The organism is Paenibacillus dendrobii (genome assembly GCF_009807035.1).
Classification (GTDB): domain Bacteria; phylum Bacillota; class Bacilli; order Paenibacillales; family Paenibacillaceae; genus Paenibacillus_AQ; species Paenibacillus_AQ dendrobii.
Map to the genome: position 1 here is coordinate 140,310 of NZ_WUBI01000005.1, position 20,836 is coordinate 161,145.

Sequence of the window (20,836 nt, forward strand, 5' to 3'; positions counted from 1 at the left end):
AAGCTTTTCCTATATGAAATTGAAGGCAGGTCATATCATGCCCACATTAAAAGATATAGCCGAACGCGTCGGCGTTTCCATCTCCACGGTTTCCCGCGTTCTGGCTGATGAATCAAACCGTACCTTTAACAGCAAAACCCGGCAAAAAATATGGGATGCGGCACGTGATCTCGGGTACACGGCCAATCTTCAAGATAAGGGACCGGCCCTTCCGCTCAAAAAAATCGGATGCGTCGTATCCACGATGCAAGGTCGGCATTACCATCCTTATTTTTCGGTCATCTTTGAAGGCATTGAACAAGAATTGTCTCTCCATGGATATAAATTAGCCTTCATCCATACGCAAGAAGAACTGAAAAAGCCCGACATTTTGCATCAAATTACGTCTGAGGCGCAAATCGACGGCCTGATTATCATCGAAGGTATCGAAAACAAAATATACAGCTTAATCAAAAAACACGTGAAGCACATCGTCGGAATAGACGTATCCGATCCTCATATTCCTGCCATTACGTTTGATCGTGTTGAGGCTGCGCGTGTTGCTGTTACCCATCTGATCGAACAAGGTCACCGTAAGATTATCTTCATTGGAGGGACCGGCTTGTCCGGGGATTCGGATCGGGAGAAAAGATACCGCGGCTACAAGCTGGCATTGGAGCAAGCCGGACTGACGGTAGAGCCCCAGCATATCTTGAATGCCGAATGGGAGCCTGACAATGCCTATCATCTCGTCCTGAGACACATTGAACAACATCGCGGCCAACTGCCGACAGCCGTTTTTGCCGCAAGCGACATTATGGCTATGGCGGCAATGCGGGCCATTTCGGAGAAGGGATATCGTATACCGCAGGATTTTGCCATTATGGGGTTTGATGACAATGAGCCGTCCCGCTACACCGTTCCACCGCTTTCAACGATTCATATCCCGACGCTCGAAATGGGCATGGTTGCTGCGAGAACGCTCCTGCAAAGTATACAATCCCCCTTTCCGCTCCCCATTAAGGTATTGCTCCCGTTTCAGCCGCTCTTCCGCCAATCCAGTGATTGGCAAGTATAGATTATCGTAGAAGCCTCTCTTTGGACCTGAAAGAATCGTTAACCTTTCAGCCTAAAGCGAGGCTTCTATATCTTCTCTTCTATAATCATTCATGTCTGCTAAAACGCGGATCGGCGTACGCTTCTTCCACCCCCTAAAAAATATATTGACAGCAATCAAGCAACTCTATATTATTAGTTCAGGCATGATACTGAGAATCATTATCATTTATAAAATTAATTAACAATTTTTATATTAAAAGGAGCTGCTTTTCTTGAGATACAACGTCATTCTTCCCACGGGTGTTCTGGTCGCTTCCCTGCTCTTCAGCGGATGCGGGCAAAAGGAAGACGCCAATGCTGATTCCACGCCTGCCGCACCTGCTTCCACCGAAACGAGCACCACTGCATCGGCGGCTGACTTTAACGCAGCCATTGAGCAGTACCGTACCTTTGCCGTTGAACAGTGCGATCTGTTCGTAAAAGAGACGGAGAAGTTTACGAACGCGGTCAAAGCCGGGAATCTGGACGAAGCCAAAAAGCTCTACGCTCCTGCGCGAGCTTATTACGAGCGGATCGAACCGGTTGCCGAAGCACTCGGTGATCTCGACCCGAATATCGACGCACGTGTGAATGACGTTGATGCGGCAGACTGGCGCGGCTTCCACCGGATTGAGAAAGCACTCTGGGAAGACAAAACCACCACGGGGCAAGAAGGATATGCCGATCAACTATTGAAAGACGCTCAGCTTCTCAGAGCAAAGATCGAAACCATTGATATTGACGCCAGCCTGATGGTGACCGGTGCGGTTGAGCTTCTGAATGAGGTATCCTCCTCTAAAGTCACGGGTGAGGAAGAGCTCTACTCCCATACGGATTTGTACGACTTCGCGGCCAACGTTGAAGGAGCAAGCAAGATTTTCGAAATCCTGAAGCCTGAACTGGCCAAAAAGGATGCCGATCTTGAAAAAGAAATCGGTGAACGCTTCGCGACGTTAAAACAAGAGCTGGACGCCTTCAAAAAAGGCGACGGTTATGTCGATTACACGGAACTCAAGGACGATCAAATCCGCAAGCTCAGCCAAAACCTTGATGCGTTAGCGGAACCACTGTCCAATATGGGCAAGATTTTGGGAGTGTAATCCATGTCAGACCATAATCAGAATTCAAACGACAATTCCATATTGAAAAAACCAATGACCCGCCGTGACGTCCTTCGTCTGGCGGGTTCCGGTGGTCTTGGACTCCTTCTCGGAGGCTCCACTTTCGGCCTGTTTGCGGCGCAGAATAATCGCAAAACAAAAGCCGCCAATGCTACCGGAACTACGGATAATCAGGTTCCCTTCTATGGGCAGCATCAGGCGGGAATTATTACGCCTGCTCAGAATTTTATCTGCTTTGCCGCTTTTGACGTCACTGCAAGTGGCAGTAGTTCGCTGCAGAAGCTGTTCCGGACTTGGACGGCAGCTGCCGCTGCAATGGCAGAAGGCAAGCAGGTCGGGGAGGAAAGTACCAATCATAACCTGCCGCCTGTCGATACCGGCGAATCGGTCGGCCTGAATCCATCCCGTTTGACGATTACATTTGGAGCAGGACCCTCGCTCTTCGACGACCGTTTTGGTCTGTCCGGAAAACGCCCCCCGTCCTTTAAAGATCTGCCTGCTTTTAATGGCGAGCAGCTGGAGCCGCAGTGGTGCGGAGGCGATATTGGCGTTCAGGTATGTGCAGACGATATGCAGGTTGCCTTCCACGCCGTGAGAAATCTGGCCCGAATGGCACGTGGAACGGCTGTCCTGCGCTGGGTACAGGAAGGCTTTCAACGTTCCACCCAAGCCGATCCGTCAGGAAGCACCCCCCGCAACCTGCTCGGCTTCAAAGATGGTACAGCCAACCCCGCAGTGACAAGTGCCCAGGATATGAACAAGGTTGTCTGGGCGCAGGGCAGCGACGGTGCCGCCTGGATGGGCGGAGGAAGCTATATGGCTGTCCGCCGCATCCGGATGCGGATTGAGGTATGGGACCGCTCCAGCCTGAAAGACCAGGAGGATACGTTTGGTCGTTACCGTGGCAGTGGTGCTCCGCTTGGTGCCAAAAACGAGTTTGATGCCGTGGATTTGAATGCCAAGGATGAAAAGGGAAACCCTCATATTCCTGCCGATTCCCATGTCGCTCTCGCCAAGGGGGACGGTTCCATCCAGATCCTGCGCCGCTCCTACTCTTATTCCGGAGGCATGGATCTTAAGACCGGACAACTTGATGCAGGACTGCTGTTCATCAGCTATCAGCGCGACTTATTCAAGCAATTTGTAACCATGCAGCAAAAGCTCGCGAAAAGCGACCGCTTAAACGAATATACTTTGCATGTGGGAAGCGCGGTATTTGCCTGCTTCCCCGGGGTCTCCAATGGCGGATACATCGGAGATACCTTGTTCTAAAGCTTGTTGATACCCGTTCGCCCTTTCAATTCGCATTAAAGGAGATCACAGCCTATGCTGCCAAGAAATCATTTCACACCGCTCAATAAATACACGAGCAAAAGACCCGGTGTCCTGGTCCTTTTGCTTCTGTCCATAATGGTGGTTCTCCAGTTTGCTGCGGCTCCGGCATACGCAGAAGACGCAGACACTTCAACCTTAGACCATCTCCTGCCAACTGTTGGAAGCGCCCTTGTGGAAGCCGGACAACAGGAATGGAAGGAAGCTGCCGGAGATCTCCAGCAGTTTAAAGAGCTATGGCTGTCCGTCAAACCTGAGGGCGGCAAGGATCTTGCTGATGCAAAAAACCGGATCGACGCCGCATTGGCGGATGCAGAGTCCAAGCTTCAAACGGAGGATGCCGGTGCCAAGCAGTCTCTTTCCACGCTTGCAAAAGCAGTCAATGCGTATGTAGAAGCAGCCTCTGAACAGCCAAGCGGCAATAAGGCGTCAGGAGGCACGGAGGCTGCCGCCAAATTGCTTCCTTTTGCCAAGGAAAGCCTTGCCGCCATTGAGAGCAAGGATTGGGCAAAGGCCAAATCCAGTTATCAGAGTATCGTAAATGCCTGGCCTAAAACGGAAACCCCAATCCGCAGCGAAAACTTCACCGTATACGGTCAGCTGGAAACCCAAATCAGTTTGGTGCGTATCGCCCTGCAGGCAGACCCGGTTCGCGAAGAACAGGCTGCCCAGGAAATGAAAAAACTCGTCACGCTCCTGACCGATTATACGGAAGGAAAAATACAAAATACCGGCTCCGCTGTAAGCGGCAGTGACTACACATTAACCGATCTTCTCGGCGTTCTGGAAACCGTCCGGCAGCAGACTTCTGACGGCCAGAGCGATAAGGCTGCAGACAATATGAATAAGTTTATCGCAGCATGGCCGGCCGTCGAGGGTGAAGTTCGGATTTCATCACCGGCTCTATATACCAAGATAGAGAATCAGATGTCCGAAGTGTCAGGATACCTGCTATCTTCCCCTCCGCGTAATAAGGAAGCCTTGGCACTCATCGAGGAGATGAAGACTTCTTTGACACCGATTGCCGGAAGTCACAGCTATACCATTTGGGATGCTGCACTCGTCCTGCTTCGCGAAGGTCTGGAGGCCATATTGGTCATCGCGGCGCTGCTATCCTATTTGAAACGCAGCGGCAACAGTGAGGGGCGTAAATACATATGGTCTGGTGCAGGCACCGGCTTCGTCCTGTCGATGTTGCTGGCGGTTGTACTCACCTATACCATTTCCCAAGCAGCCTCAGGCAGCGCCCGTGAAATGATTGAAGGCATCACCGGCCTTGTTGCCGTGGTTATGATGATCACGGTCGGACAATGGTTGCATAATAAATCCAACACCAAAGCTTGGAATCAATATGTCGGCAAGCAAGTCAGCAATGCGCTTGCCAAAGGCAGTCTGTGGTCCCTTTTCTCGGTGTCTCTTCTGGCCATATTGCGGGAAGGAGCCGAAACAACCATCTTTTATGTGGGGATGGCGTCCTCCATCCCGATGCTTCATCTGATCTTAGGCGTCGTTATCGCACTGGTCATCCTAGCCATTTTGGGCTACGCCATTATTGTTCTCAGCGCCTCGCTGCCGCTTCGAGCCTTTTTCCTGGGTGCTACGCTGCTGATCTATTATCTGGTGTTCCGGTTTCTGGGAGACAGCGTTCATTCCTTGCAGGTTGCCGGCCGTCTGTCGGCTCACTCGCAGTCTTCCCTGCCATCCATCTCGTGGCTCGGCATGTATCCAACCTGGGAGACTTTCGTACCGCAGATGATTATTCTGGCCTATATTATCTGGCAAATCCTGCGACAGGAAATCGGGAAGTCAGGAAAATCCCGGGTGAGCGCTTAGACCGCTGCAATATGTATGAGCCTATACATTTCATTGTCTTCAAATAGCATCTACAAAGCCCGTGTTCCCGTGAACACGGGCTTTGTCATTTCCTGGGGAATGAACGGACAAATAATTACGGAATACCCCTTGTCACCGGGCGACTTTTGACCTATGATGATGGTAATCATAAAAATTATTTTCTTATATATGAAAATAATTATTAAAATAATTTTCACTACTTTTTTAAATAAGGAGGTCCTTTCGTGGCACCTATCTTGTATGCGCTGGCACAGGGAAAGGAAAAACTGTCCCAGCAGGAACGCCGGATTGCCGATTTCATTCTCTCTTCCCCGGCGGAAGTGGTGCATATGGGAATCAAGGAGCTGGCCGAGCAGTGCGGAACCAGTCCTGCCACGGTGACTCGTTTTTGCAAGGTCTTCCATTTAAAAGGGTACCCGGATCTGAAGGTCAAGCTTTCCGCTGAGATTGCCCACACGGAAATGCAGGAACGAAGCCAGACTTCTTCCTATCAGGACATTGTCGCCAACAATCCATTATCCAAAATCGTGGAGGCCATGGAAGCCAATCATCTCACTTCCATACACGATACCACATCACTGCTGGACATCAATCGTCTGTCGGAAGCCATCAACCTGTTGTGCAAGGCACAGCGCATCGATCTATACGGAGTGGCAACCTCATCGATTGTTGCGCTTGATTTCTACCAGAAGCTGATTCGGATTGGTAAAAACTGCACCGCCTTCGCGGATCCTCACATGCAGATCACTTCAGCTTCGACGCTATCGGGCAAGGATGTGGCCGTCGCCATTTCCTATTCCGGGGAAACCGAGGAAACGATCAATGCCCTGGCCTGCGCCAAAGACAACGGAGCCTCAACGATCACCCTCACTTCTTACGGCAGTAACACCCTGGCATCCATGGCAGATATCCCCCTCTTCGTTTCTTCACTCGAAGAAGGCATGCGCAGGGGAGATATGGCTTCACGGATTGCCCAGCTTCATATTATTGATATTCTTTTCATGGGCATGAGCAGCGAGCAGTTCGGACAATATGTTCCCAAGCTGGAACACTCTTACCAAAATGTCCGGAACTACCGAAAACCAAAAGGAGGTCATTAAAAATTATGAACATCTACACATTCAAGCAGGAGGCCGATTTTGTCTCTACCGGAGCCAGCCTCATTGCAAGTTTGCTTCACACCAAACCGAGGTCCGTTCTCGGCCTTGCGACCGGCAGTTCCCCAATCGGAATCTACCAGCGCCTGATTGAAATGAATCAACAAGGGCTTGTCAGCTTCTCCAAGGCGTCCAGCTATAATCTCGATGAATATGTAGGTCTGCCTGAAGGTCATGCGGAGAGCTACCGCTACTTTATGAATGACAAACTCTTCAACCATATCGATATCAACATGGAAAATACGCATGTACCTGACGGCAATGCCGCCGATCTGGAAGACGAATGCAAACGGTATGACGCGATGCTGGAAGAAAACGGCCCAGTAGATCTGCAAATCCTCGGACTTGGACATAACGGGCATATCGGATTCAATGAACCGGATGAAAGCCTCGCTGGCGGGACGCATGTCGTTGAGCTCCAGGAAAAAACACGTACCGCGAACGCACGCTTCTTCCCTTCTCTCGCCGATGTTCCTACGCAAGCAATTACGATGGGTGTCGGAAGCATTCTGAAAGCGAAGCAAATCCTGCTCCTTGTACGCGGCGAAGATAAGGCTGAAATCGTCAAACGTGCCCTGAAAGGACCGATCACGTCCCAATGCCCGGCATCCCTCTTGCAGTGTCACCCTAATGTTGTCGTATTACTGGATCAAGGAGCCGGGAGGTTATTATCATGAGTGAAGTTTCAGGTCAATTGCTATACGGAAAAGTCGTTGTTCCGGGCGGTGTGATCGAGGAAGGCGTTGTCGCCATTCAAGACGGCACTATCGTCTATGCAGGCGAGGCTCTGAATCTGCCGGAGCGCTGGCAGGAACTCAGCAGCAAGAAAACGGAAGGTTATATCGTACCGGGCTTTATCGATGTGCATGTTCATGGAGGCAACGGCGAGGATTTCATGTATTCCGGCAAGGAGCAGCTTGATAAGATCACTTCCTTCCACTGCTCGCAAGGAACCACAGCCATGCTGGCTACGACCATGACGGCGCCAAAAGCATCCATCGATAAAGTACTACAAGAAGTACATGACTACAAGCAGCAAGACATGCCTTACACCATCATCGAAGGCGTGCACATGGAAGGACCTTTTATCAGCCCGAAATGGCCCGGTGCCCAAAATCCGGAGCATATCGTCAATCCGAACGTGGAATGGCTGGAAGCCTGGGAAAACCAATATCCAGGACTGATTAAACAGGTTACGTTGGCCCCGGAACGTGAAGGCGCTCTGAATGCCATCGCCTGGATGGACGGGCATGGCATCAATGCCGCCCTCGGTCATACCGATGCGTCCTACGAGGAAGTCGAAGCTGCGGTTGAGGCCGGACTTCGTCAGGGCGTTCATACGTTCAATGCCATGACGCCGCTCCATCACCGGAAACCGGGTACAGCCGGGGCTGTCCTCAGCGATGACCGGATCCATGCCGAAATTATCGCAGACGGGATTCACGTGCATCCGGCGGCCATTTCCATCTTGGCTAAGCTGAAAACCAATGACAATCTCATTCTGATTACGGATGCCATGTCCGCTGCCGGCATGCCTGACGGCGATTACACGATCGGTGACCTGCCCGTACAGGTCAAAGACGGCATCGCCATGCTGAAAGGCGAATCGAACAGCCTTGCCGGAAGCACGTTGACCATGATCAAAGGCTTCCGCTACCTGGTCGAAACCGTTGGCTTGAGCGTAGAACACGCTTCCCGCGTTGCCAGTTACAATCCAGCTAAGCGCCTTCGTATCGAAGACCGTACAGGGTCTCTGGAGGCAGGCAAGCAAGCCGATGTTCTTATGCTGGACGACAGCCTGAACATTCAGGGTGTATGGGTACGCGGACGGCAAGTATATTAAGATCTTATTGACTAAAAACATGACAAAAAAGCAGCCGCGGTTAATAACGCGAAGCTGCTTTTTGTTTTTTACTGCATCATATGCCGACCGGCCGGTGTCTTGCCAAGCGGCGCGGTTGGCGTGTTCCCCATCGGGGTTACGCGGTTGGTGTTGTTGATATTATTGGTATTCACATTGTGGTCCGTGCCTGTGTGCATCGGGAAAATCCGTTCAAACATGGTCGAAAGCTCGGACATCATGCCCCCGATCGGATGACCGTTTTTCACATCGGTTGCATAATTGCTGACACGTTGGACAAAATCAGGATTAGCAGACACATAAACATTGGTAATGTTCGGGTCGGCTTTTTTGATAACATCGCTGATTTTTTTCTTGATGTCTGCACTCATATTATCCTGAGCGGCATTATGGTCGGAGAGGGTCTCGTTCGTACCAGATGTTCCTGGCGTTGTGGCATTGAATCCGTTGCTCTTCGTGATGGGTTCGCCTGAGCTGGTCGTATAGCCATGAATCCGGTCTCCGTTACCTGTGCTCAGAGTCCCCATTCCCGTGCCCGTCGTGCCTGTTCCGTTTCCGGTTGCATCACGCATCATGCCGTAGCTCCCGGTTCCCATCGTACCGTAAAGGCCGCGATTGTTCGTACTCATCGAACCATTGCTGGTGCTGTTATTGTTAAAGCTGCTGTTGTTCATCGTTCCAAAGCTGCTGCTGCGGAAATTGCCATTGGTACCATTGATGCTTTTGGTACCCATATGCCCTTTCGTAGCACCATCCTCCAAGGAGACAGCCACATAAGCACTGTTGCCGCCGTGCAGCACATTGGCCGTACGCACTTCCTTCAAGGCGGCCACTTTATCCGCCAACTCCTGGGAAGAAGTTAAATTACGTACATTATGTCCCGTACCGTCCGTATTGTAGGTTGATAAACGGTCTCCTCCATCTCTCAGGGAGTTGACGTTAAGCCGTCCATTCATTCCGTTCAGTCCCCGGGCATCATGGACATTTTTAGTGCGGACATTGGTATTGGCTGGCTCTTTCGTGGTACAGCCTGTCACACCGGCTACACTTGCAAGCAGGGCGGCGGATATGGAAAGACTAATCGCTTTGGATCGCATCATAAGTTCATCCTCCGTTATGATTGAGATGTAGGAACACCTTTTAGGATGACCGTGCGATCATGGTGCTATGCTGAAAGGATTTGGCATCCCTCCTTCGGGCCCTTTTTAATGAGCCGAACTTGATGCTTTTAACCGGTCAATGTTCTTTTCCAGCTGTTGCACGCCATCTAATGGCACGGGATAAATCATGGATTCCCCCGCCGGAATGATCCAGAGCGTATCTGGCTCGTCCGGCTCGACCGCGATCTGATACACTTTGTCCCCATGATCCGGACCGCTAAAAATCGTGACCGTAGAATCGATGACTTCCGCTTTTAATGAAGAAGCCTTGCGGGATGAATCCGAACCTAGGGATAGCAGCGCGTTCATCTGCGACACAATCGTTTTAACCTGCTCCGTGGAAATCGGGCTTCCGTTTAAGGTCCATCTACTTCCCGTCCCTTCCTGTTCATCTGCACGCTTGAGCATCCATGAGGTCCTTTTTCCATCCCACTCAACGACGGTTACGTCCTTATTAGCCCACACGATTTCTCCCTCTCCTGCTTGTTCGCTTGTATCCGAAGGTGTAGTCCCCGTGCTTTCCTCTCCAGGTGCCGCGGTTTGATACGGATGAAACACATAGGCCGCGCCGGCGATCAGTATCATGCATACGACTATAATGACGGCAGGTATCCATTTTTTCGCCATGCTCTCTCCTCCTCCTTGCCTCTAAATCAGCGGATCTCTATTAACATGTTACCCCGGTCGCCATCCTTTACTACCTTGTTTCTGCATAAATTCCGTGAAGCTAATGAAATCAAATAGGCAAATATGAAATAGGGGAATGCCTAATACCAATAAAACGCCTGCCACATAGGATAGATTATGACCCATCCCTCAGGAGGTAAAGACATGAAAACGGTGGTGGTAACAGGCGGGGCCGGATTTATTGGGTCTCATCTCGTGCAAAAATTAATTGAAGCAAAGCATCAAGTCCATGTCATCGATAATCTTTCCACCGGCTCGTCCGCAAGGGTTCATCCCGCAGCGGTTCTGCATGTGGAAGATATACGGAGTCCGGCAGCCCTGCAAACGATTCTTGCCGTCAAGCCGGATACGATATTCCATCTGGCGGCCCAGGCCGATGTCCAGCAGTCCATTCGTGACCCGCTGCAGGACATGGAGCATAACGTGAAGGGCACTTTAAACATGCTTGAGGGCTGCCGTCAGGGCGGCGTTCGTAAATTCATTTTCGCCTCGACTTCGGGTGTCTATGGCAATCTTGAAACAGATGTGCTGAAGGAAACCGATCCTGCTATGCCAATTTCTTTTTATGGCTTGTCCAAGTATGCGGCAGAGCATTATATTCGCCTTTACGGGCAATTGTTTGATGTAGAATGGATGGTCCTTCGTTTTGCCAATGTGTATGGACCCGGCCAAACTTCCAAAGGCGAAGGCGGGGTCGTTTCGATTTTCATGAATCAGCTCCGGCAGGATCTCCCGTTAACCATCAATGGCGACGGAGAGCAAACCCGGGATTTTATTTATGTAAAAGACGTGGTATCCGCCCTACATGCCGCGCAGGCATCGGGAAACCGTGACATTCTTCATGTAAGCACCGGAACCTCCACTTCGGTGAACCGGCTTGTCGCCCTTCTCGGTCAATTTCAAGGCAAGGAGATTCGGACTACGAATCGTTCTGACAGGGCAGGGGATATTCGCAACAGCTGTTTATCAAACGACCGCATCCGCGGCCGATTAGAATGGAAACCGGACTTCCGTATTGAAGAAGGCTTAAAGGAAACTTATCTTCATTTCATGCAACAAGGCTCGTGAGCACCGGGTAACGTTTAAGAAAGTGGCCGATTCCTCAAGCGCGAACCCGGATCGGCCACTTTTCCCTGAATTTACGCCGGGGAGTACACGCTTCCTTCCAACGCGTAAGCAACGAGCCGGGCTTTCTGCTCGGTGGATTTTACTGTTAGAAAAAAGTGACGCATGCCGCTGTCCGCAATCAGCGTATAGTTTTCTTTGGTACGTGCTTTGGCATAACAGGTTTCAAGCGTCCAATAAATAACGGGTCCGTCTGCAGCACCCTTTCTCAGAAAGAACTCAAGCTCCCCGAGATCGCACAACGGCTTGAGCCAGGATACATCAATCGCCAAAACAATCCGGTCACCCTCCGCTACTCCTTCCAGCGTAACCGAGGTCAACACAATCTCATCTGCCCCTACGACGAATGAGTCAAACGTACCTGCTGCGGCTTCCTGCTTGATTCTGTACTTGAGTGTCATCGTCCTCGTCTCCTCCCTTAAATTTGATTCAGCATTTGGATGAAGCTTACGCAATAGACGTGAGGGTTAAATTCGGTTTGCAGCATCCTCAGCGCATTGTGACGGATGTTTTCCCTTTGTGTTGTATTAAGTATCAAATCCAGTGCTTCCTGAACCGCCTGCGCAATATTGCCAAGCATATAATTTTTGCCTGTCTCGTTATGACGGATGCACAAAGCCACGCCATCCGAATTCGTTGCGAGCACGGGGCATCTGCAGCTTATGGCTTCCAGGACGGATAGAGGCCCCCCTTCGACCTTGGATGTGGAGCACATGAAACCTCCCGAATCGCCGATGAGCGAATAAAAATACTGCATCTGGACATTTGCCACGTTGGAGCGGAGAGTCAGTCTTTGCCGCAATCCCAGATTATCGACCATATGCTCATACTGCTCCCGTTCACAGGGATCCGACAAATTGGGGTCCTCGAACATCCACATCTCCAAATTCGGAATGTAATAGGCAAGCTGATGGCCGATAAGGAGAAACTCTCTCCAGTTTTTGTTGTCCTCCATCCGTCCAAGCCAGGCGATGATCGGCTGCTCCGGTTTGGCGCCAGGACGATACGTGAAGGCTTCGGAATCAAAGCAGTTTGGAAAATGGAACTGGGGAATGTGAGAATACAACTCCTGAAACAATGCGGCGATATGGGGCGTGCAGGGATTGAGAAGCGCGTTGGCATAGCTGTTGACATACGGCATGGCTTCTGTAAGCTGCTTTCTGGCATTTTCCTTTGAGCCATAGCCTTGAATTTCCAAGACCAGTTTTCCCGTATAGCCGAGTTGTCTGAACCTTGGAAAGCTCATATGGTCTGTTGTAACGACGATAACATCGTACTGGCCGGCAGCCAGGATCCACCGGATCTCATCATCGTTATTCGTGATATACATTGGAACCCCGTCATTATTTTGCACGCCCGCCCCCCAATGGAAATAGAGGCAGGAAGCATGAATCCCGTATTTTTTAAGGGCTTTGCAGCGCAGCCGGTTCAGCGTATCCATGCCTCCGCTCGGCACATAGAATACAAACAATACATTCACGTCACATTCCTCCCCTACCTCCGTCTAAATCGAACGGATCGTATCCTCCTGCGTATATAAGGCAATCAGATTGCCATGATCGCGTACCCTTACGGTTACCCATGTATTCGCATATTGGTTCACATTCGTGACCAGAACAAGCTGAAAGGGCATATATCCCGTCATGATATCGTGAAGCGATACGCTATTGCCGGGACTTACATGGATTAGCTGTACATAAAAAAGTCCCTGGTTGCCGTAACCATGAACGAGCATCTCAAAGCCATCGCTTCCGCCATTGGTCACTTCAACGTCAAGGGATTCAATATAACGGCAGTCAATTGGGGCAAAGGGAGCTGCTTCGAGTCGTAATACGGACATATCCCATCCTCCTGATATCAAGTCTTATCCCATCGTATGTTTTTCCCTGTCAAGGGTAAGGGCGTATGGCTTTAGTCTCTAACCTAAATATGGTGACAGAATAAACGGAGGTACAGGCGAACCCGGTACGGAACGCATCTACTATAAAATGAACTGACAATTTAATTTTGCTTCTACTCGAATTCTTTTTATCAGGGGAGTCATCACCCTTTATTTAGTTCAATTATAAATACCTGGTGACGTATTCAAATTAGTGAAGGGAAGGCTAATCATGCGGATAACAGATCTAAAAGGAACCTATGATGCGATCTTCAGCCTTGGAGATTTATGCCTGGCTTCCATGCAACTTGAAAAGTTTGATCTTAGGCCCTATGCCGGCCCGCTTGATTGGATGGCAACCTATGATTTGGCCAACGTAAACCGTTTGCTCCGGAACCACTTCGCCAATTTTATGGACTACAACCATCTGATCGTCGAAAAACGGCTCAGTGACCAGCTGTACCTGGTCAGGGAAACCTACTATGATTTCCTGTCTAACCATGACTTTTTTACGCACAACAACTTTCCTCCTTATCTGGCAGCTTATCCCGAAGTCAAAGCAAAGTATGACCGCCGGGTGCAGCGTTTCATGGAAAAAATGGCTACCGCGCGCAGCATTCTTTTCATCCGGACGGAAGGAACATTTGAACAGGCGCAGGAGCTGCAGCAAGTCTTATCCGGTCTTGTGGCTCATGACTTCAAAGTTCTGCTCATCAATCACACGACCGTCCCCCATATTGTGGAAGCAGACTGGCCGCTTGAGAAGGTATGCTCCATCCTGATGCCAAACGATGAGAAATGGGACGGAAACGACCATCTCTGGGCCGAAATACTAAGCGGAATTCATTTAAACGAGGGATAACCATCTTATAGCAAAGGGGTCCAACCAGACAGCAGAAGATTCTGCTCACCGATGGACCCCTTTTCTTCCAAGCTTCAATCAAAAGTCAAAACTTCCATATCAGGAAGCAAATAATTCGGAGGCAATTGTTCGAATATCCGATTCCACGCCGCATAGTCCACCAACACATCGATATGTGAGGACTGTACGGCAAAGATACGGTTGTAAAGATCGCCAATAACCATATAAGGCTCTCCCGGCAAGGCTACATCCCTCCTCAGCTATAAAGTTCGGCGACTTATAAGTTCGCTGCTGCTTTTCCATACGCATTCAGCAGCCTGGCGATCATCCGATCCATTGACCAATGTTCCTGCGCCCAATGCGCTGCATTTTGTCCAAGCTTCCGGCGGTATTCATCATCTTCGAGAAGTGCATTCAGCTGCTGGGCAAGTGCCAAGGGATCCCTCACCGGGGACACAAGTCCGGTTACGCCGTGTTCAACCATCTCCGGAAGCCCGCCTGCATTCGATACGCATGCCGGCAGTCCGGCGATCTGCGCTTCCATGACCGAAAAAGGCTGATTATCCTGGATGCAGGAATGGACGAAAATATCGGATTGCAGGAGCAGCGCCGGGATATCCCGTCGTTCTCCCAAGAATGCGACGTCGTCCTGCAGGGAAAGCCCCGCGGTCTGCTGCATCAGTTCTTCACGCATTTCTCCTTCGCCCACAATCCAACATACCCAGTCATTACGCATATATTTCAGCATGCCAAGCGCGGAAATCAGCACATCGATGCCTTTGACAAAGGCGAGTCTTGCGGGAACAATGATCACCTTTTTCCCCGGCGGCTTGTGTACATCGGTCCCATGCTGCGCGCTTTGCCAGAAAGGGCCGGTATCCAGTCCGTACTGAAAAACCTCGATGCGATGCTCGGGAATTCCGAAACTTTGAACAAGCTCGTTTTTCTGCCACTGGGTCGAGGTGATCGTCAGCTGTCCCGAGGATGCGCCGTAATATTCGATCGAATCGAAGTATTTCCATGCCGGGGAATGTTCCTGAACGCCAAGCTGCGGATTCAGCAGGAAATGGTTATGCAGCTCCTTGTTGACGGAACCGTGAACTTGAGCCACCAGGGGAACATGAGACGGTTTGACTCGGTGCAGGGCTCTAGCCGCAAAAATATCCTGTGTATGAATGAGATCATATTGACCAAGTCCGAAGTAGGCTGCGGACAGCTCCATATTGTACCGATCCTCTTCGTAAAAATGAATAATCGGGTCACGATGCAGCTGCGGGACATGGATATCCGCAAGTTTAGCGGACAATAAAGGCCGCAACGCGGCTTTGGACAGTTCCTGCCCCCGGTTGATGATGTGGAATTTGGAATAATCCGGACTGTTGCCAAGCAAATCAACCTGGTGCCCCATCGCTTCCAGCCGTTGTTGAATTTGCAGCATATATTTCCACACCCCGCCGACATGGGGAATCAGCCAGTAGGTTGCCAGTAATATCTTCATGCCTTCTCCTTTCCATGGAATCCGGCAGGGCCGGATTCATTGCGGGTAATCCATCATGATCGGACACTATACTATATTGATGAAAAGCAGGGCCGGACCCGACTCTTGAACCCTACATGCATAAAAAAAGCACCGGAGGCCGGTGCCATAAGGTAAATCTTCAAACCATCTTTAGTCTGAAAAAGCGACTGCTTGGAAGCTCTCCGGTCCAACCCGGGTCGGAACAATCGCAAGTCCTGCCGGAATACTGATAAAAGCTTGATATACGACAAACCCCGGATTGTCATCGAGCGCATCCACCCCGGATATCGTAAATGCTTCGGTCGTCAGCAGCAGCGTGCCGATAGGAAGAGTTTCCGTTGCGGTATAGACGGGGAAGGATACGCCGCTAACAACTCTGACGATCGTGATCGTAACGGGAACAAGAACAGAGACAATCGCACTCAGCGTAACCGTGGCCGAAAAGTGAACCGACAGGTTCGGGCCTGCAGCAGCCGTATTCAGCCCTAATGATCCGAACAAGGCTGGCGTCGTACTTGCCGGAATGGCAATAGAGCCGGCAATGGAGCTATTTTGCGATATTTGACTATCTACCAAAACGTTTGGCATAGGTTTTCCCTCCTTTCATACTATAAGTATGCAAATCTTCGAATCTCGCATGGACGAAGCATAGGGAACATAGATCCAAAATTGTTCATGATCTCTCCATGATGGAAATCAGCGGCCCCAGCGAGCTACGCACATTGCCGATAGTGTTGGCATATTCCTGCTCTATGACGGCCCTGTGACGGATTGTCCCCATGGCTTCATGCTGTCGGTAGCCGACAAGCGGTTCATCCAGATAAGGCAGAGGAAACCCGGCCTGAATGACTCTTCTCCACAGATCCAGGTCATGCGTATAAGGCAGGTTTTCATCGAAGAGGCCAACGTGACAAAACAATTCTTTTCTCATCATCACCGTGCAGCCGTTAACGGGATTGCCGTTCATGAAAATCCGGTAGAAATCCAAATAATTCGAAAAGGAGCAGCCTGACCGGAATGCCGTAACCTGGCTGAAGCGATCAATCACGTTGAAATTCGTATGCGAAATAAAAGCTCCCTGCTCCATCATGAACTGGACTTGACGGCTGATTTTCTCCGGATAAAACAGGTCATCAGAACTGAGCCAGGCCACGTACTCCCCCGAAGCATGGCGTATGCCGTGATTGAGTGCGCTCGCGGTGCCGCCGTTGGCTTTACCCAAATAATAGATGTGCGATAGAAACGGCGTGACACGGTCAGCAAAACTTGTAGATCCGTCGTCCACGACGATAATTTCCAGCGGAGCGTATGTTTGCGCTAAAGCGCTTTGAACCGCCTGATCCACGTAGGGATCGTTAAAAAAAGGAATAACAATGGTTACCAGCGGTCTCATACGTCCCCTCCTTTTCTCTCTCGAAAGTGCTGCAGCACGTCACGGAGCGAGGTCGTAAGCGGTATTTCCGGCTTCCATCCGAGCCCTGCCATACTCTCATCCGGAGGCTGGGGGCCTTGGTCTGCCGAGGCATCGGCCTCATCCCCCCATTCCAGCGGAACCACGCTGCCTGCGATGCCCAGCATACTTAGCGTTATCTCTTCCAGCGTGCATTGGATTCCCGAACTGATCGTAACGGTATGTCCCGGCATCCCCCTTTCCAGTAAGACATCATAAGCCTTCACCGCATCCCGGACGTCCAAAAAATCACGGCGGGCTGTCTTGGATGAAATTTTAAAGGGAACGGTCTTCCCTTCTTGTTCGCAGGCAGCGATATGGCGGGCAAGCAACGCGCAAAACCCTGTCGAAGGCCCCGGACCAATCAAATTGGAGGGTTCGGCAAGGATTACGGTCTGCCCAAAAAGAACCTCCCAAGACAATACGACGGCCTTTTGCAAGCTTTTGCTGAGGCTGTAAGGATGCGACGGCTGGAAAGGAGACGTAAGTGGGAACACCATCATGGAGCCGGCAATAACAATGCGGCAGGAAGGAAATGAACGGAGCGTATTCAGGAGATAGACGGTCGGAAGCACATTGGTTTCCATATACAGCAGCGGACTTCTCCAAGATTCAGGCACCGAATTCTTACCGCCCAAATGCAGCACGGCATCCGGAGCAATGCGTTGTACCACGTTCTCAAGCTCATGCTTATCCAATAAATCGCATTTATAATACGTAATCCCCTCCGGGACGGGGCCCGGGGGGATTCTTCGAACCATGGCGGCTACCTGATAGCCCTGTTCAGCAAAATAATGGCAGGCATGACCGCCGGTAAAGCCCGAAGCCCCGGTGATTAGAATGACACGTTTGCGGAAGGAAGCTCGTTCATCCATCTCTCCAACTCCTTCAGCATATCGCGGTAATGAGGTACGTTATAATGCACATCCGTACGGGAGGACACCAGGGTCCGGTCCTGTTTCGGATACTCGGCCGGCTCCACCGTTACTGCATGTACTTTCCAGATCTCCTGGAACAAGAGCAGCAAATCATGCTTGCTGATCGGGACGGGATGAGCCAAATGCATTAACCCGGACACGGATGAGCACATCAGTTCATCGATAGCCTTAGCCAGTTCCAATGTGGTCACTCCGTTCCACAGGACGTTCCGGTATCCGGAGACCGCTCCTTTTTGGGACATGAACCAGTGCATGAGACCAATGCCATGACTGCGGTTCTCCGGCCCAATGATTGAAGTACGTATGGTTAGATGACCGGGTGCGCGGACTTCGCCGAGCGCCTTGGTCAATGCATAGGTGCTGGTACCATCCGGTTCGTCATCCTCTTCATAACCGCCTGTTGTGCCCTCAAACACGCAATCGGTACTGATATGGATCAGGCGGCTTCCAAGCACGTCCGCCGCCCGGCGCAGCCTATGAGGCAGGAAGCCGTTGACATGGTATGCGTTGATCCGATCCTCTTCCGCAAATTGGTTTAGGACGCCAATGGCATTGATCACGATATCCGGTCTGACGATTTCCAGCACTTTTTCAACCATGCAGGATTCAGATACGTCAAGAAAAAGCCCCCCCGGGCTCCGCTGATCCCGGGTCGTATAGAATACCTGATGTTTTCCCTGCCGCTGAAAATAATCAACAAGCATATGGCCCGCCATTCCGTTTCCACCCAGAATTAGCAGCTTCATTGCAGAAACCCCCCGCGCTGGAGAATGTCTCTGATCTCCTCTTTGTTCATCAGATGGTAATTCGAGCTGAAGCTGCTGAACGATACCGGTCTGCAGTGGCTGTAACGCTCCTTGAGCTCAGGCATATGAAGGGTTGGCAAGATCACAAGATACTCCTCGTCATAAACCACCGTAGTCAGGCTCTCAAAATCGCTCATCAGAATCTCGTGGATCTTCTCTCCCGGACGGATGCCGGATTCTACAATGCTTATATTTTCCCTGCCGGAGTCTTCAATCAGCACCTCCGCCATATCCACGATTCTGCAAGCAGGCATGGTCATGACGAATATTTCACCTCCGTAGCTTTCCTCAGCCGCTTTGAACAGGAGCTTGATCGCATCCCGAAGCGTAAGGAAGAAGCGCGTCATCTCCATATCGGTGATGGAAACCAGGCCCTTGTTGCGGATCTGATCCTTAAAGACATGAACCACGCTGCCGTTGGTTCCAAGCACATTGCCGCCGCGGACCGTAACAAACCGCGTTTCACTGTTCAGTAGATTGGCATATACAATGAGCTTTTCACCGATCGCCTTGGTCATGCCATAGAAATTCGAAGGATTCGCAGCTTTGTCGGTAGAGATATAAAATACCTTCTTTACCTTGTTATCAATTGCTGCTTCAATGACGTTTTGGGTCCCGATAACGTTGGTTTTTAGAGCTTCATAAGGCTGATCCTCGCATACGGGCACATGCTTCAGCGCTGCGAGATGGAACACATAATCCATCCCCTGGCAGGCCATGACCAGTGCATCCTTATCACGGATGTCTCCGATCCGGAAACTCAAATGCTTGTTCTCGAATTCCCGGCTCATCGCTACCTGCGAGGATTCATTACGGGAGTATACAATCACTTCCTTGGGGTTCAGCGCAAGCAGCTGGGCGACCAATTCATACCCCCACGAGCCGGTACCCCCGGTGACCAAAATTCGTTTGTTTTCAAACATGAACTTTCCCTCCAAGCAGAAATTTAACAACTTTATCCGAAACATCTTCAGCCAAGTACCCTTCCGGACACACCCAACCCTGATTCAAACTGATCATCAGGTCCGCCGCGCGATAGATAGCTTTGGCATCAAGGCCGGATACAATATTGCTGCCGCAGTCCACCGTCTCCGGACGTTCCGTCGTATTCCGCATGGTCACGGTCGGAACCTGCATGATGCAGCATTCCTCCTGGACGGTCCCGCTGTCCGTTAATGCGCAGCAGGCAAACTGTTCCAGCTTTACGAAATCGAAAAATCCGAATGGTTCATGGAATTCAACCAGTGGATGCAGCGTCAACGAATCAAGGCTGGCCACGCGCGAGGCTGTACGCGGATGAATACTGCAGATGATGCGTCGCCCATATTTTTCGGCAATGAGGTTAAGCCCTTCTACAATTTGCTGCAAACGCTCCGGATGATCTACATTCTCCGCACGGTGAGCCGTAACCAGAAAATACGCCTTCGGCTTCAGGGAGAGATGGTTCAGAATATCGCTTTCCGCGATGGATTGTTCATAATGCTTCATGACCTCATAGATTGGATTGCCTGTCAGCACGATTCGTGAGCTCGGAAATCCCTCCGCCAGCAGATGTTTCTTGCTCTGTTCGGTATACGGCATATTAATAGAAGAAATCGCATCGATGACCCTTCTGTTTTTTTCCTCTGGTACGCCAAGGTCAAAGCAGCGGTTCCCGGCTTCCATGTGCACGACCGGATATCCGAGCCTTTCCGCAAGAACAGCGCACAGAGCGCTATTCGTATCGCCGAGCAGCAATATTTTATCGGGCTTCTCTTTCTCCAGAATGGATTCCATCTGAGAGAACATGGACGACAGCTGATTTCCCAGCGATGCAGCCGCGTCCTGCAAAATATAATCAGGTGAGCGCAAGCCCATTTGACTGAAAAATATTCCGCTCAGCCTTTCAGCAAAATTCTGCCCGGTATGAACTAGCACATGCCGTTCCGCATACCGATCCAGCTTAGGAAGGATGAGGCTAAGGCGAATAATTTCAGGCCTGGTGCCCAAAATCGTCATAATTCTCATT

Annotated in this window: 22 protein-coding genes; 9 read left to right on the forward strand and 13 right to left on the reverse strand. The window is 50.7% G+C overall.

Features of this window, described 5'->3' with window-relative positions:
- The first annotated feature begins 13 nt into the window (after positions 1–13).
- The 7 genes from GRF59_RS24820 (at position 14) to nagA (ending at position 8,384) form a co-directional block, all read left to right on the forward strand.
- Positions 14–1,057, forward strand: a complete 1,044-nt coding sequence (locus GRF59_RS24820; RefSeq protein WP_237392036.1) for a LacI family DNA-binding transcriptional regulator — start codon at positions 14–16, stop codon at positions 1,055–1,057.
- A gap of 253 nt (positions 1,058–1,310) precedes the next feature.
- Positions 1,311–2,177 carry an iron uptake system protein EfeO gene (gene efeO / locus GRF59_RS24825; protein WP_160500424.1) on the forward strand — a complete coding sequence of 289 codons (867 nt, stop codon included), beginning with the start codon at positions 1,311–1,313 and terminating at the stop codon, positions 2,175–2,177.
- A 3-nt stretch (positions 2,178–2,180) separates the two neighbouring features.
- Positions 2,181–3,470 (forward strand): iron uptake transporter deferrochelatase/peroxidase subunit, encoded by a 1,290-nt coding sequence (gene efeB / locus GRF59_RS24830; protein WP_160500425.1) that lies wholly within the window; start codon positions 2,181–2,183, stop codon positions 3,468–3,470.
- Between the two features lie 54 nt (positions 3,471–3,524).
- Positions 3,525–5,363, forward strand: a complete 1,839-nt coding sequence (locus GRF59_RS24835) for an FTR1 family iron permease (protein ID WP_160500426.1) — start codon at positions 3,525–3,527, stop codon at positions 5,361–5,363.
- Positions 5,364–5,608: 245 nt separating this feature from the next.
- Positions 5,609–6,484, forward strand: coding sequence for an SIS domain-containing protein (locus tag GRF59_RS24840; RefSeq protein ID WP_160500427.1), 876 nt, complete (start codon positions 5,609–5,611; stop codon positions 6,482–6,484).
- Between the two features lie 5 nt (positions 6,485–6,489).
- Positions 6,490–7,218 carry a glucosamine-6-phosphate deaminase gene (gene nagB / locus GRF59_RS24845; RefSeq protein ID WP_160500428.1) on the forward strand — a complete coding sequence of 243 codons (729 nt, stop codon included), beginning with the start codon at positions 6,490–6,492 and terminating at the stop codon, positions 7,216–7,218.
- A complete protein-coding gene (gene nagA / locus GRF59_RS24850) occupies positions 7,215–8,384 on the forward strand; it encodes an N-acetylglucosamine-6-phosphate deacetylase (protein ID WP_160500429.1) in 1,170 nt (389 codons plus the stop codon). Before nagB ends, nagA begins: the two co-directional genes overlap by 4 nt.
- Positions 8,385–8,452: 68 nt before the next feature.
- Here the strand turns inward: nagA and GRF59_RS24855 are convergent, their stop codons facing one another.
- Both GRF59_RS24855 and GRF59_RS24860 read right to left on the reverse strand, forming a co-directional pair.
- Entirely contained in the window at positions 8,453–9,502 is a 1,050-nt protein-coding gene (locus GRF59_RS24855) for a YhcN/YlaJ family sporulation lipoprotein (protein WP_160500430.1), read from the reverse strand.
- A 105-nt stretch (positions 9,503–9,607) separates the two neighbouring features.
- Positions 9,608–10,189 carry a hypothetical protein gene (locus tag GRF59_RS24860; RefSeq protein WP_160500431.1) on the reverse strand — a complete coding sequence of 194 codons (582 nt, stop codon included), beginning with the start codon at positions 10,187–10,189 and terminating at the stop codon, positions 9,608–9,610.
- A 204-nt stretch (positions 10,190–10,393) separates the two neighbouring features.
- Between GRF59_RS24860 and GRF59_RS24865 the strand changes: the two genes are divergently transcribed.
- Positions 10,394–11,317, forward strand: a complete 924-nt coding sequence (locus GRF59_RS24865) for an NAD-dependent epimerase/dehydratase family protein (RefSeq protein WP_160500432.1) — start codon at positions 10,394–10,396, stop codon at positions 11,315–11,317.
- A gap of 71 nt (positions 11,318–11,388) precedes the next feature.
- Here GRF59_RS24865 and GRF59_RS24870 read toward each other — a convergent pair whose 3' ends face one another.
- Genes GRF59_RS24870 through GRF59_RS24880 form a run of 3 tightly spaced genes read right to left on the reverse strand, consistent with a single transcriptional unit; the run spans position 11,389 to position 13,214 of the window.
- Positions 11,389–11,775: a hypothetical protein gene (locus GRF59_RS24870; RefSeq protein ID WP_160500433.1), complete on the reverse strand. Its 387-nt coding sequence runs from the start codon at positions 11,773–11,775 to the stop codon at positions 11,389–11,391.
- 17 nt (positions 11,776–11,792) lie between these two features.
- A complete protein-coding gene (locus GRF59_RS24875; RefSeq protein WP_160500434.1) occupies positions 11,793–12,854 on the reverse strand; it encodes a glycosyltransferase in 1,062 nt (353 codons plus the stop codon).
- Between the two features lie 24 nt (positions 12,855–12,878).
- Complete coding sequence (locus GRF59_RS24880; RefSeq protein WP_160500435.1) at positions 12,879–13,214, reverse strand: hypothetical protein; 336 nt, start codon at positions 13,212–13,214, stop codon at positions 12,879–12,881.
- 271 nt (positions 13,215–13,485) lie between these two features.
- On the opposite strand from GRF59_RS24880, the gene GRF59_RS24885 reads away from it, so the two are divergent.
- Positions 13,486–14,115 (forward strand): DUF1796 family putative cysteine peptidase, encoded by a 630-nt coding sequence (locus tag GRF59_RS24885; RefSeq protein WP_160500436.1) that lies wholly within the window; start codon positions 13,486–13,488, stop codon positions 14,113–14,115.
- 74 nt (positions 14,116–14,189) lie between these two features.
- On the opposite strand, the gene GRF59_RS29515 is transcribed toward GRF59_RS24885, so the two are convergent.
- The 8 genes from GRF59_RS29515 to wecB all read right to left on the reverse strand — a co-directional run bounded on the left by GRF59_RS29515 (position 14,190) and on the right by wecB (position 20,835).
- Positions 14,190–14,357 (reverse strand): hypothetical protein, encoded by a 168-nt coding sequence (locus GRF59_RS29515; RefSeq protein WP_202128888.1) that lies wholly within the window; start codon positions 14,355–14,357, stop codon positions 14,190–14,192.
- 35 nt (positions 14,358–14,392) lie between these two features.
- Positions 14,393–15,613 (reverse strand): glycosyltransferase family 4 protein, encoded by a 1,221-nt coding sequence (locus GRF59_RS24890; RefSeq protein ID WP_160500437.1) that lies wholly within the window; start codon positions 15,611–15,613, stop codon positions 14,393–14,395.
- Positions 15,614–15,784: 171 nt separating this feature from the next.
- Entirely contained in the window at positions 15,785–16,222 is a 438-nt protein-coding gene (locus GRF59_RS24895) for a hypothetical protein (RefSeq protein WP_160500438.1), read from the reverse strand.
- Between the two features lie 85 nt (positions 16,223–16,307).
- Positions 16,308–17,027 carry a glycosyltransferase family 2 protein gene (locus GRF59_RS24900; RefSeq protein ID WP_160500439.1) on the reverse strand — a complete coding sequence of 240 codons (720 nt, stop codon included), beginning with the start codon at positions 17,025–17,027 and terminating at the stop codon, positions 16,308–16,310.
- Entirely contained in the window at positions 17,024–17,959 is a 936-nt protein-coding gene (locus GRF59_RS24905) for an NAD-dependent epimerase/dehydratase family protein (RefSeq protein ID WP_160500440.1), read from the reverse strand. Before GRF59_RS24905 ends, GRF59_RS24900 begins: the two co-directional genes overlap by 4 nt.
- A complete protein-coding gene (locus GRF59_RS24910; protein WP_160500441.1) occupies positions 17,920–18,768 on the reverse strand; it encodes an SDR family oxidoreductase in 849 nt (282 codons plus the stop codon). The genes GRF59_RS24905 and GRF59_RS24910 overlap by 40 nt, the downstream gene beginning before the upstream one ends.
- Positions 18,765–19,751 carry a polysaccharide biosynthesis protein gene (locus GRF59_RS24915; RefSeq protein ID WP_160500442.1) on the reverse strand — a complete coding sequence of 329 codons (987 nt, stop codon included), beginning with the start codon at positions 19,749–19,751 and terminating at the stop codon, positions 18,765–18,767. Before GRF59_RS24915 ends, GRF59_RS24910 begins: the two co-directional genes overlap by 4 nt.
- Positions 19,744–20,835 carry a non-hydrolyzing UDP-N-acetylglucosamine 2-epimerase gene (gene wecB / locus GRF59_RS24920; protein ID WP_160500443.1) on the reverse strand — a complete coding sequence of 364 codons (1,092 nt, stop codon included), beginning with the start codon at positions 20,833–20,835 and terminating at the stop codon, positions 19,744–19,746. Before wecB ends, GRF59_RS24915 begins: the two co-directional genes overlap by 8 nt.
- Position 20,836 lies beyond the last annotated feature (1 nt).